The following is a 13,409-nucleotide window of genomic DNA, read 5'->3' as shown; positions in this document are numbered from 1 at the left end:
AAGTTTATCAAAATAATAGATGCACACTTGCACATCTGTAAATGGTGATTAAATACTTAATGTATCTTTACTCTGCAAATAATAACACAAAAGATGCTTTCAAAGCTAGATATCCCAATGTTTAAGGTGACTTTATTAAGCATTAATTGTAAAAATTTTTTTCGCTTAGAGCCACTTTACAATAGGTTTTCTACTTTGATTTTTTCTAATAGTGCATGACAGCCTTCTAAGGCTAAATCATAGGTTTCTTGAAAATCTCCTGTATAGTATGGATCTGGCACGTCTTTTTGATGGTCGGTTAAATCTAAAAAGCGGAAAATCTTCGGAGAATCAGGATTACCAAGCATCGTTCGGATGTTACGTATATTGCTTTCATCCATGCCAATAATGTAATCAAAATTTTCAAAGTCAGCCTTCTGTAATTGTCGGCCCTGCATCCCTTTCGTTGAGATGCCATACTCTTTTAGCTTTTCTTGTGTTCCTCTGTGAGGAGGTTCACCAATATGCCAAGAGCTTGTTGCAGCCGAATCTACTTCGACTTTATGACTTAAATGCTCTTTTTCTACTAAATCACGCATGACCGCTTCAGCCATTGGTGATCGGCATATATTACCCAAACACACAAAAAGTGCTCGAATCATTTTATATCCTCCTCCATCAAATTCGCCTTGGCGTAATTGTTGCTGTCGCTTCGCTTTCACACAGAAAATATTTGTTGCTGCCGCTTCGCTTTCGCTACTGAAACATTTTGCTGAATGAAGATAAAGCACTCAAAATCAAATTGATTCTGAGTGCCTTCTAAGTTGTCCAGCATATAACTGGTAGGAAGCTACTTCACTTCAAAAGGTTGTGAAGATTTGTATTCTTCACAGGGAGCTCTCCTTTAAATATGTTTCACTTTATTTCTTTTCTGCTGCAACTCGCTTCTGTAATTCTTCAGTTAACGCTACTAATTCATGCTCAAGACGATGCGTAAATTCCTCGCGTCCTTCTTTACCTTTTCCTGTTACATAAAACGGCTCTCCATAAATTAGATAACCCTTTCCGCGCTTAAAAACATCGCCAGCATTACGCGCACCAACATAAGCGGCTGGTACAATTTGAGCTTTGGACAGCTGTGCAATTGTAATCGCACCTTGCTTTAAATCCGAACCCTCAGCATTTCGTGTACCAGATGGGAAAATACCTACGATTTTACCCTCTTTCAATAACTGTGAAGGGATTTTAATAACGCTTGGTCCTGGATTGTCACGGTCAACTGGAAAGGCATTTAAACGCTCTATAAGCCAGCCAAGTCCTTTTATATCAAACAATTGCTTTTTAGCCATAAAGTGAATTTCTCGAGGAGCCATTGAAACTCCAAGGTTTAAAATATCAACATAGCCCGTGTGGGTACATGCAATAATAAACCCACCTTCCTTCGGTAAGTTTTGCTCCTCATATACACGCGCCTTTGAACCCGTTAATTTTAATATCACTTTGACAACATTTGCTATAAATTTATACACTGTTTCATTCCTACCTTATTCAATAGTTATACCCATTGTAATCGAAAAGACCCGTATATCGCAATCGCATGTGAAATAACTAGACTCTTCCCACTAATACATCAACATCAATCGTAATTTCATTTAACTGGATATTGACGTCTTCTTTTTTATGCCAACCCATTGGTGTCATTTCAAGCAGTGCTGGTACAAGCTCTGTAGCTAGCGGTACTGTATAAGTAATACGTTCTACACTAACATCAGCAAAGCTTTCTTTAAACCGAGCAACTATTTGTTCATTCGAGTATGACCCTTTAGTTGAATCCGCATATAATTGTGCTCGAAGCTCATGTAGGTATCCGCTTTGAGGAACAACCTTAACAACACAACCATTCTTCGTTAATAGACGTTTAAACTCTTCGTAATTGGCCGGCGATAAAATATTTAATATGGCATCGAAGCTTGATCTGGCAAATGGACTTTTCGCTAAATCACCAACACACCAAATTTGCTCTGGATAATGTCGGGATGCAGCAAGTATGCCTTCTTTCGCTATATCAATACCTATGCCAATACTGTTGCCTTTTTTATCTTCCATAATACGGGCTAAATGCGAACCCTCACCACACCCTGTATCAAGCACGGTTTCTGCATTAGCAATTAGCTCTCCGATTTTATCTTCTACTAAATCATAGATGCCACTATCAATGACCGCTTTTCGAGATTCAAAGAGGTCTTTACTGTACTTAGAAATAGCACCATGTGTCAGCATATTGATGTAGCCCTGCTTGGCAATATCAAAAGAATGACTTGAGGAACATACTAATCTACCCTGCTCAAATACACTCATTGACTCCTGACAAATAGGACAAGCAAAAAGTGTCATATTTTTATCCATTAAGGCTGCCCCTGCAGCTCTTTTAGAAAGTGCTCCCATTAATTCGCCTCCTTTTGTTCTGTAGGTGAAACAAGTGCAAAACGCTCCCACTTACGACTTCTCCATCTAAAGTATACAATAATGGCTCGCATCCATTCATCTGCTGAAATCGCTAGCCAAATACCTACTAACCCCCAATGTAAAACGAATACGAACAAGTACCCGAGTGGGAGGCTCATACATACCATTGATAAGAAACCGATTTTCACCGGGAATCTTGCATCCCCTGAGGCACGCAATGAGTTAATAACTACAATATTCATTGTACGCCCTGTTTCAAGCAGAATGCTTAATGCTAAGACAGATGCTCCGATGGCTATTACCTCTGGATTATCAGTGAAAACGTGCATAAGTTGCTTACGGAATATCGTCACAACTACAACCATAGTTATCGTAAAGGCAAAAGCTGCTCGTACACTTAACCAAAGCTGATGATAAGCTTGATCTTTTTTACCAGCACCGACATTTCGCCCAATAATTATAGCTGTGCCCGTCCCGATTGCAATCGCAAATAAATACGTAAACATCGAAATATTCATAGCATATTGTCTTGCAGCAAGTGTCTCTGAGCCTAAATACGTCGCATAATAAAGGAAGACAATCTGACAGAACTGATAAAGCACCTGCTCAAATGCTGAAGGCAAGCCTATATTTAATATTTTTCGAATATATTCCTTTGAATACTCGAAATAATATTCTAGCTTCACTCTTACTTCCATCACTTGATACAACAGCCAGAAAAACACAAGAACTGCTAATCCCCGACTTACAACTGAGGAAATAGCCGCTCCTTTTACGCCTAACTCCGGTAATCCTAGGTTACCAAAGATTAAACCGTAGTTTAATACAACGTGTAGCACATTCATCCCTAGTGATACATACATCGTTTGCTTTGTCCATCCATGTACACGAATAATCGCTGCTAACGCATTTATAATTGCCTGTAAAAAAATAAAGCTGCCTATGATTACTAAATAGCTTTGGGCATATTTAAGCACTTCTCCCTGCAAGTTCATCATGGTCATTAAATGACTCGAAAAGAAGAAAAATAAGACACTCATCATCAGTCCAACGATCAAATTCATCGTTACTGCTAAAGCGGAAATTTTCGCAGCTTCAAAAAAGCGCCTTGAACCTAAGTATTGAGATACAACAATGGAAGCACCATTACCAACTACCTCAAGTATTAAAATTGCAATATGAATATACTGATTGGCTGCACCAACCCCTGATACTGCATTATCTGATAAAGCACTGAGCATAAAAGTATCTGCTAGTCCCATCAACATAAATAAAAATACTTCTAAAAATATCGGCCACGTTAAATTAAACAAGCTTAACTTATTTGTCTCTTTTATATCACTTTCTCTTACTGTGTCTGACAATTTCAACTTCTCCTATACGCTTCATAAAGATTTTACAGGCAGTTAATCTCCCAACTACCAATTTTGAGTTGAGAGTTTTGTACCTGACGCTTCGCTTTCGGTACAGTTAAATGACTGCCCGTTACAGCGGGATAAAAATATATAGTATCTTATCATAGATTTTTAGGGTGTAAAGAGTTTTTATAATGAAACATTGTAAAGCTAGTATAATACGTAAAAAACCCCTCTCACAATTTTATGTGAAAGGGTTTCTTATCATAGTAAGCAATGGTCCTGCAATTGCTTACGTTTTTCTGTTGTTAAACCAAACTCTTGCTCTAAAAAAGCGGTCTTAGAGCCATATCGGATATCCATTGCATCAAATGCCGCTTGTAAATAGTCCTCGCGGGCTGACATTAAAGCGTAAAATTGCTGTAATTCTCGATCGCTATAATCTTGCTGAATTGCCTGAGCCATTCGTTCTACTAAGGGATGTAGATGTACATTTGTATCTAAATAGTCCTCCATGATCGTTTCCTCAGGTATATCTAAAGCAAGTAAAATAAGTGCACTGCCAATACCTGTTCGATCCTTCCCGACCGCACAATGATGAACAAGCCCTAAATTTTCAGGATGTTGAATCGTTGCTATTAACTTTTTAAACGAGTCATTATTAAAAGGCATTTGTGCATAAAATTCTCGGAACATCTCTGGGCTTACAACCTTATAAAAATCTTTTCCACCAGTGTTTGTAGGCATCTCAAAAGCATGATTTCCCTTTGCTGGTATTTGAATATACTTGGCATATGGAAATACCGGATTAGGATTATTTTGAGCCTCATGGTTGTCTCGATAATCAAAAATTGTTTTCACACCTAGTGTTTTAAATAGCTCCTTATCCGCTTCCGTCATTTTACCAAGTGCTGCTGAACGATAAATCAAACCATTCTTAACGGCACGCCCATCTTTCGACTTATAACCACCCATATCACGAAAATTATAAATTGCTTCAAACGGAACAATCTTCATATCAAACTGTTTCATTCACTGCACCTCTCTCTGTTAGCAAGCATGCTTATCTCTATATTATAGAACAATTCGATATAATACCAATTTTCGAACTAGGAAATACCATACGCTACTTCGAACGATGAGGGGGGGATTTCAGCGATACTTTATTGAGGAGGAGGTGGCGACCGTATTACCTGATCACTTTTTCATCATAGCTGAGCACTTATCCACTTCTCCCGATCACTTCTTCATCAAAGCGGAGCAGTTATCCACTCCACCCTTCACTTTTTCTTCAAAGCGGAGTAGTTTTCCACTCTACCCGACCACTTTTTCTCCAAAGCGGAGCAGGGCCAAGGAATCTTCATAGTAAATCTCTCACTACCAGATAATTACCCATCAAAAAAGCTGCCCATAAAGGACAGCTCCAAAATACTCTTTTTCAATATAGACTATTTAAATAACTCAGGGTATGTTGCTTTTGCTACTAACTCAACAGCTTCGCCAATACGTGGACCTGGACGGTTTGAGATATCAGTATCTATAGAATAAACCGCTTTATTTTGAATGGCAGGAATTGAATTCCATCCATCACGAGAAAGAATTTCTGCCGCTGAATTTTCCACATAGTTTACTGTTGTTAAAATGACTTCTGGATTTTTCGCTATGATATCTTCCTCAGATACCTTTGCCCAGCTTTCAAGGTCAGCAAAAACGTTGTTAACATGTGCCGCATTTAAAATCTCTTGTTGGAATGTACCAGAACCAGCTGTATAGATGTCTGGCTTTGGACTAATTTCTAAGTAGATATTTTTTGGTTTTTTCACATCTTTAACTTTTGCTTGGACTTCCGCAATTTTAGCTTTAATATCTACATTTAACTTGTCGCCTTTATCTTTGATTCCCATAACTGTAGCGATTTGTTCGATATCCCCATAAACATCATCAAATGATTTAGCTGATTGAATCGCAAACACTTTAATACCCGCATCTTCGAGACCTTTTAAGGCATTTAAATTTTCTTCATCGCCTCCAGTTGTATAGGCAATAACGACATCTGGCTTTAGGGCTAAAATACGCTCACTATTGAATGTTGTAGAACTAGAGACGCGCTCAATTTTTTGTGCTTCTTCTGGATACGTATCATACTCAGTTGCACCAACGATTTTATCACCCACACCTAGAGCAAATAAAATTTCTGTATTACTCGGTTGTAATGAAACAATAGTTTTAGGTGCAGCATCAAACTCTACCTCTACTCCACGGTCATCCTTAACTTTATAGCTAGTTTTCTCAACTTGTTGATCTTCCTTAGAAGTAGCTTCTTTATTAGTATCCTCTTTCGTGCCACAGCCAACTAATACTAGTGCCAGCATCAACACAGAAAGCCATTGTAGCTTAAACATTTTTTTCATTTCATTGTTTCTCCTTTTTCTTTTTCATCGGGTATGACTTACTAATAAACGGTATTTCAGCAATACCAGCATGCTGATTCATATAGACAGCCATTACAAAAAAGACATTGGCTAGTAATCCTAAATAATCAAAGAGAATAGCTGGTACTTCCCGTTCTTCAGATACTTTGTGTAAAACGCGATATGATTTTTTCGCCTCACTACGGCATAAATGTAATGAAGTAGCAGCCCCTGTCCCTTGTGGTAATACAAAGTTTTGTATTTCTTCTTTAACATAGCTAACGTAGAAATCATAGCGATCACTTAGCCAAGTCAAATCATCTTCGGTTACCGCCAATTTACCTCGGACTGAGCCATTCACATGGTAAGCCATTGGTAAAATAGCTAATAAATCACCTGCTACTACCTCTACCGTTTCCTTTTTTACCGCTCCCAAAGCGACGCCAATATGTGTTGTAAGGCTATCTGTTCGAATTTCAAAATCTACTGTTGATGCCTTTTCACGCATAAACGGATAACAAGAATAACGTGCATCTTTTTTCAAATCTAAGTCCCCGCTTTCCTTCGTGAAAAATTCTTACTTTATCAATCTCGCCTAAGCGTAATTGTAGCTGTCGCTACAGAAAACATTTGCCGCTGTCGCGCAGATAAACAATGTGTCCGAAGGCTTTATCTTCATTTGAATGAAGATAAACACCCTCCCTAGCATTCCATCAGGTGAATTATACGTGTACATAAAAAAACGTTGTTCCCACTCATAAGGAAACAACGAAAATAACATAAATAGTGTCGTATAGACACGACATAGCCTATGTAATTGCCGCATTTTCTCCTAGCTTCCGAAGAGTTATCATACGTTCAAACAAAGGTCGGTCTCCTGGCTTGTACAGTTCACTACATTCAATCACGTTGTGAGTCATAAAATAACCTTCCCATCAGATATTTCGACAGTGGTGTATCTTTATGATTCCTGTACTTACAGTTGCGGAAACAGCTTCGGTTTTTCACCGAATTCCCGATTATGCTATAATTCAGCACCCTTATTCTGCAAGAATTATTCACTTGTTAAGCAGTTTAACATAGATTAATAGGAAAAAATAGCTGTGGAATAGAATACACAAATACGATGGATAAAAATCATGCAGGTATTACCTTATGCACGCGGATGTTTTCATTGCCCCCACGGGTATTTCTCATGCTCGTGCAGGTATTAGTTATACTTCATAGATTGATGTTATAAAGGCTATCTCTACGAAAGAAATTGCGTAAAAACAGCTATTTTACTACTTTTAACGGATGGCATTCTTATATTTCTTTTTGTATTTAACATCTTCTTCTTCTTCAATTAAGCGCTGTGCAATCTCTAGTAGTTTCGGGTCTTTCGTTGCATCGAATAGCTTTTTAAAAGATACAATAATATCATAGCGTATCAATGTCGGGTGCTTTTCGTCTATGCATATTTGAAATCTTTTCGCCAAATATGACACGACTAAATCTCTTTGGACCTGCCCTGCTAAACCTATTCTCCAAATTGCCTGCAAAGTATGCCTCGCAGTTTCTGTTTTTTCATCATACGTTACTGCCCAAATCTTTAAGAAGTCCTCTAATACCCTTTCTTCAGGATCACTTTTTGCTGCCAATGCGCATAAAAATTGTGCAGCACTTGCACGCACATGCCCATTTTTGTATGTAAGAGCCTGAACAAGTTGTTCCCAAACTGAATATGTCCAATCAACTGGTTCCTGCATAATTTTCATTAATTCTTCGTATGATTTGTATTGAATATCACGGTCATGCTCTGTTAAATTACTAAAAAGTTGCAAAATCTCTTTTTCCATGATTCATCCCTACCTTTATTGTTTCAGAACGCAAAAATGGCAAACTTGTAAGTATTATTCTAATTTCTATCATTCATTACTTTACTACTACGAAACTAAAGTCACAAACACTTTTAATTTCACAGTAAGATCCCTAATTGTTATATTTCAAAATTATCAGAAATGAGTATCAATATGCAAGGAAACATTTCTTTCAGCTATAAAAGACACATTTTTTATGATTGGAATTGGCCTTCTACGAATCCAAGTGAAATACGCTATAACGATGACAATCATTATAGCGATAATTGATGCTATACCTTTCATCGGCTCTATTTCCATTTTAGTAACTGGTAATATGATAGTAAATATATCTACTTATGTAAATTTATTCATCCTAGATGTTATTTTACTCATTATTCATCGAGTAGTCGAGCCTAAATTAATGGATAACTATACCGGGATGATAGGTTTACTCGCAGAATCTTGAATACCGTCAAATATTAAAAAAGGTCATCTTTGTAATTTTTTTTACAAAGATGACCTTTTTGCTATTTAAATCGTCTATATAATAGTAGGGCTTATTGAATACGACCGAAGCCTACTAAATATTGATTCCACCAATCAAGTGATTCAATGACAACACCTTTATTTTGAGCATCGATCATCGTGTTATTCCCTAAGTAAATACCAACATGCGCTATGCCTGAACCATAGCTGAAGAATACTAGGTCACCTACACGTGCTTCACTTGCTGAAATACGTTGTGTTGCTAAATATTGTTGTGATGCTGTACGTGGTAAAGATACACCAGCTTGTTTGTAAGACCATTGTACAAGACCTGAACAGTCAAATCCTGTTGATGGGTTACTGCCGCCCCAAACATAGCTACGACCTAAGAATTGCTTTGCAGTTGAAATTGCATCACCTGAAGATGCAGTACCCGAACCAGAACCAACAACGACTTTTTGTGATGATTTTTCATTGTTCGCTTTGGCACTATTGCTAGCGTTGCTAGTATTACTGTTATTATTGTTACCATTATTATCGTTAGCGTTGTTATTCGTTGCTTGTACTACCGGAGTAGCTGCTTGAAGTGCACGTAAACGAGCTGCTTCTTCCTCTGCTGCTTTACGTTCTGCTTCTAAACGTTCTTCTTCTTGTTTCGTTGCAATTTGTGCCTTTAATGCAAGAGATTTCGCTTCATTTTCAGCTTTTTTTACTTCCATTTCGCTTTCCTTTTGTTGAAGCTCTTGGAATTGCTTTTGAAGCTCTTTTTGTTTTTCATCTAATGTCACTTTTTGTTTCTCTAAGTTAGCTTTATCCGCTTCTTGTTGATCTACTAATTCTTGGTCAGCATCCATTAATGTTTTTACCGCTACGACACGGTCCATTAAATCTGCAACGCTTTTCGCTTCAAGAACAGCATTTAAATAAATGCCCACAGTAGTATCTTGAGCTTGGTATGCAGCCATACGATCACTTAAAATCGCTGAACGTTGCTCAATACGTTTTTTAGTATCTACAATATTTGCATCAACTTCTTTAATATCTGCTTGTACTTTGTTAAATACTTTTACTTTTTCATCGATCTCTTTTTGTAGTTTAGTTAATTCTTCTTGTAGCTTTTTAACCTCTGTATCTATTTTAGCTTTCTTATCGATCATTTGTTGAGATGTTTCTTCTGCATGCACTACGGTTGGTTGAACTGTATTAAATAATAAGCCGCCAGCTAGTGCTAATGCTAGCACCATCGACTTACGCCATTTATTGCGTTTACCCACGTTATTCTTTCCCTTCACTAGTCAATTTCGCTCATAGTATTTTAATGTAATCACTGGAACGATTTCTTTTTTTCTCTTATATTTTATTAGCCTTTTAAAGTTTAGCATTATTAGCATAACTTTTATACTATTTCACGGCTTTTTAATCGTTTAGTAAAACTCGAAACATTCTTGTAATATTCATGTAAATTCCGTTAAATTCTACAAAACTCAATTTTATTCTACATAACAACGATTTTAACTGCTTTACCATTGGACCCAATTTCTGTTTTGTAATGTTTTTGTAATATTTCTCGAGAACATTTACCCATTATGCCTCTGCATAATTGCGCCCGGAATCGGCTGAAAGAAGTTAAAATAAAAAAAGGTAAGGGAGCATTTCCCCTACCTCATCTTGTCACAAAAGAATAGATATACATAAAGTGTTTCAATAAACAAAGATTGATTTCCACTCTCAAGTTGGCGCTTCCTATTGCCTCATAGAACGTAGCGCTTGGATAGAAAGCCGTACCAAAAGAATGGCACATAAAAACAATCCCAAGTATGCAGCTGTATTTAAGTAAACAGCGTACGCGTCACGAATAAATTGTGAGATTGCTAAAAGTGCTACAGAAATAATGCCAAAGGTAATACCTACGAGAAGTAAGACCAAACGGGAAAACAAATTTGTAATAAAACGAGCATTATCCTCATCCGAAAAAACATCGTGATGTAAGATAATTTTTCCACTCTCCACCCGTTGAATGAGTTGGTTAACTCGTCTTGGCATTTTGCGCAATGCCGGAATAATCATTGCTAATTCTTCTTGCAAACGTTCCTTCGTTGCCATCGGTTCTTTAAATGGCTTTAGGAAGGATGCTCGCATATATGCAGATGAAAAATCTTTCGCTTCCGTAAAAATATCAAAATTCGGGTCAATTACACGTAATGTCCCCTCTAATGTTACTAATGAACGTAGCGCTAAACCTACCGCTGGATAGAAAGCAAGACCGAAATCACGAACAACCGTAAATAACGCATGTATTAATTCTTCTGTCGGAATTCGATCCACGTAAGAAATTTTCAAGAGAATTTGATCAATTGCTTGCTCTATCTTTGCACGATCTGCATGATCCGCATTTTCAACCAATAATGTTATGCCGTCAAATAAAGTATTTGAATCATTTAGATGAATCCCCATTAAAATTAGCTTTAAGCCCTCTTGTTGTGTAGCTCCCAAACGGCCAACAGCCCCAAAATCAAGAAGGATCGGTGTACCATCCGTCTCATCAATCTGAATATTTCCTGGATGTGGATCTGCATGAAATATACCCGAAAAAAGCATCTGTTCAATGAAAGAGTATAAAACAGTCCGTGCAAACTGCCTACGATTATTTCCTAATCGATTAAATTCAGCCTCAGCATTTGCAACGCTTTTCCCCCGTACATATTCCATGACAATAATATTTTCATAACAGTATTCTGTATAGATTTTAGGAATCTTCACCTTATAATCACTTTTGGTAAGAGCATTCGTCACCTGCAATGTATTACGAGCCTCAATATCTAAATGAATTTCCTCGCGTAACCCATCGCCAAATCCTTTAGCAAGCTCTCGAAAACCAAGTGACTCAGCCCATGTAGATTTGTTTGAAAGCCAATTGGCAAATTCCTCTAAAATATCGAGATCGTCTCGCATGATTCCCTTCACTTCTGGACGTAGTAGCTTCACCACGACTTCATCAAAATTTTTCAATCGTGCCTTATGTACTTGTCCAATAGATGCTGCCGCAATAGGCTCCATTTGAAAGCTTGCAAATATTTCATTCACAGGCTTAGGAAGTGACTCTTCTAAAATTTGTGTTACCTGCTCTGACGATAAAGGCTTCACATTATGTTGTAGCTTCTCTAACTCGTCAATAAAAATAGGCGAAAACAGTTCCTTACGAGTAGAAAGTACCTGACCAAATTTAACAAATATCCCACCACATTGCTCCAAAGTTATCCGCAAAGCAATGGCAAGCTCCTTTTCATTTTCTCGTTGTCTTGTGTATTTAATCGTTTGAACAACGCCATTTGTCACTGCTATTTTTAACACCTGACGCAAACGCTTTTGCTGTCTCCAGTAGCTACGAAGGCGCAATAATAAATTTTTTTTGCCATTCCGATGATCTCTAGCTGTAATACCACTTGGATCAAAAAGCTCAAAAACGAGATAGAGCAACATCGAAATTAGTAGCATGCAGCCAATCCAAACAAGTGTACTGACCTCCGTCACCGTTTGCATCATTGGTTCGTATAAAAAATCTGTATGACGTAAATAGGTATACCAGTAAACAAAGGACGTTAGCGTCACACTAATAACTACAGAAAGAACCCTACGTATAAAATTAATATTTGAACCAATTAATCGACCACTTACAAAATAAATAAGCCCTGATACAACAATGATTTCGATTAAAAATTTCAAAAAAATCAACAGCGTCACCTCCGATGCTACTTCCTAATACTGCTAGTATAACAAAATACGACCTGTACATCTTTGTATAAAGCCAGAGAAATAGTTACTTTAATAAAGGGTGTGGTTTTATAATAGTATCTTTTTTCGGCATAAGGTCACCTTCTATATCTTGAAAAAATAGTGGCAGTCCTTCCGCTAAGACAGGATGTATAACTTTCGTTGGATCTTGTCTTTGATGGTGAATATGCAAATGAGGTTCCGAGGATGAACCGCTATTTCCAACACGTCCTATGAAATCTCCAGGTTCTACAGTATCTCCAACTTCAACAGATACGCTACCTTTTTTAAAATGATTAAGTAAAAGATATGTACCTGTTTCTTTTATTTTTATGTACACGTAATTTCCTTCTATCGACTTAAAATCTTCTGTCCCTGGTGTAATGTCAGCTTCATTATTCGATACAGCAATAACAACTCCAGAAACAGGTGAGTAAATTCCTGTATTCCATATTCCGTAATCCTCATTACTTTCACTATTAATACTATATGGTTCCATTACTAAATCGTAGGCCCATCTCTCTGATGCCCATACTGCATGAGGCAAATTATCTTTAACATCATTACCGCCCCACCCAACTACAGTTTCTTCAGTTAAAGGCCAGCTTACAGTTATAGATGGTTGAGCACGTTCAATAGTGTTCGGGTAAGCATAAGGAATAATATTCATGGTCATTAGTATTGGAAAGATTAACATTATGTTTACGACTATATTAATAAACGGCTTTACACTTTTCTGCTTTTTAACAATAAATATAATCACCATAATCAAATTGATCATCAACCCTAGCGCCCCCACGATTGGTAAAACTAATTTAAGTATTGCCCATGAATACGCTCCATATATGCCACCAATAAAAAAGACACTGATCCATAACAATAAAATAAATCCTATTAAAGCACTATTTGTGTAACCATACTTTCGCAACATTTTTTTAATAATAAGCTTCCTCCTTATGTCTAATATCCGTAATAATAATCACCATTACTAAATATAGCAATCGAAGGATAACGCGCCTATACGACCTCAGATGTAGATTTCCATCTTTAGATAAAAAAATACCTTTAGACAAAAAATTATCTAAAGGTAAATCGAAACG

At 37.2% G+C, this 13,409-nt stretch carries 12 protein-coding genes and 1 riboswitch; of the genes, 1 reads left to right on the top strand and 11 read right to left on the bottom strand.

The window, feature by feature from the left end; all coding sequences use genetic code 11:
* Nucleotides 1-176: 176 nt before the first annotated feature.
* The 8 genes from ACYQ73_RS19575 to ACYQ73_RS19540 form a co-directional block, all read right to left on the bottom strand.
* Entirely contained in the window at nt 177-641 is a 465-nt protein-coding gene (locus tag ACYQ73_RS19575) for a low molecular weight protein-tyrosine-phosphatase (RefSeq protein ID WP_460014096.1), read from the bottom strand.
* A 258-nt stretch (nt 642-899) separates the two neighbouring features.
* Complete coding sequence (locus ACYQ73_RS19570) at nt 900-1,508, bottom strand: lysophospholipid acyltransferase family protein (RefSeq protein WP_460013996.1); 609 nt, start codon at nt 1,506-1,508, stop codon at nt 900-902.
* Between the two features lie 79 nt (nt 1,509-1,587).
* The gene (locus ACYQ73_RS19565; RefSeq protein ID WP_460013995.1) at nt 1,588-2,424 is read right to left on the bottom strand and encodes a putative RNA methyltransferase; all 837 of its coding nucleotides are present in this window, start codon (nt 2,422-2,424) and stop codon (nt 1,588-1,590) included.
* On the bottom strand, nt 2,424-3,809 hold the full coding sequence (locus ACYQ73_RS19560; protein WP_460013994.1) for an MATE family efflux transporter: 1,386 nt from the start codon (nt 3,807-3,809) through the stop codon (nt 2,424-2,426). Before ACYQ73_RS19560 ends, ACYQ73_RS19565 begins: the two co-directional genes overlap by 1 nt.
* A 255-nt stretch (nt 3,810-4,064) precedes the next feature.
* On the bottom strand, nt 4,065-4,832 hold the full coding sequence (locus ACYQ73_RS19555; protein WP_460013993.1) for a tyrosine-protein phosphatase: 768 nt from the start codon (nt 4,830-4,832) through the stop codon (nt 4,065-4,067).
* Nucleotides 4,833-5,248: 416 nt separating this feature from the next.
* Nucleotides 5,249-6,211 carry an ABC transporter substrate-binding protein gene (locus ACYQ73_RS19550; RefSeq protein WP_460013992.1) on the bottom strand — a complete coding sequence of 321 codons (963 nt, stop codon included), beginning with the start codon at nt 6,209-6,211 and terminating at the stop codon, nt 5,249-5,251.
* A gap of 1 nt (nt 6,212) precedes the next feature.
* Nucleotides 6,213-6,755, bottom strand: coding sequence for a hypothetical protein (locus ACYQ73_RS19545; protein ID WP_460013991.1), 543 nt, complete (start codon nt 6,753-6,755; stop codon nt 6,213-6,215).
* Between the two features lie 306 nt (nt 6,756-7,061).
* Nucleotides 7,062-7,269, bottom strand: a riboswitch (cobalamin riboswitch).
* A gap of 231 nt (nt 7,270-7,500) precedes the next feature.
* Complete coding sequence (locus ACYQ73_RS19540) at nt 7,501-8,049, bottom strand: hypothetical protein (protein WP_460013990.1); 549 nt, start codon at nt 8,047-8,049, stop codon at nt 7,501-7,503.
* A 217-nt stretch (nt 8,050-8,266) separates the two neighbouring features.
* Here ACYQ73_RS19540 and ACYQ73_RS19535 point away from each other — a divergent pair, with 217 nt between their 5' ends.
* Nucleotides 8,267-8,518: a hypothetical protein gene (locus ACYQ73_RS19535; RefSeq protein WP_460013989.1), complete on the top strand. Its 252-nt coding sequence runs from the start codon at nt 8,267-8,269 to the stop codon at nt 8,516-8,518.
* A gap of 91 nt (nt 8,519-8,609) precedes the next feature.
* Here ACYQ73_RS19535 and ACYQ73_RS19530 read toward each other — a convergent pair whose 3' ends face one another.
* From ACYQ73_RS19530 to ACYQ73_RS19520, 3 genes are all read right to left on the bottom strand, one after another.
* A complete protein-coding gene (locus tag ACYQ73_RS19530; RefSeq protein WP_460013988.1) occupies nt 8,610-9,830 on the bottom strand; it encodes a C40 family peptidase in 1,221 nt (406 codons plus the stop codon).
* 451 nt (nt 9,831-10,281) lie between these two features.
* On the bottom strand, nt 10,282-12,270 hold the full coding sequence (locus tag ACYQ73_RS19525) for an ABC1 kinase family protein (RefSeq protein WP_460013987.1): 1,989 nt from the start codon (nt 12,268-12,270) through the stop codon (nt 10,282-10,284).
* Nucleotides 12,271-12,355: 85 nt separating this feature from the next.
* A complete protein-coding gene (locus ACYQ73_RS19520) occupies nt 12,356-13,240 on the bottom strand; it encodes a M23 family metallopeptidase (RefSeq protein ID WP_460013986.1) in 885 nt (294 codons plus the stop codon).
* Nucleotides 13,241-13,409 lie beyond the last annotated feature (169 nt).

Source organism: Lysinibacillus sp. CTST325 (genome assembly GCF_054665055.1).
Note: the sequence above shows the minus strand (reverse complement) of the source record. Positions and strands in the feature narration are given on the sequence as shown.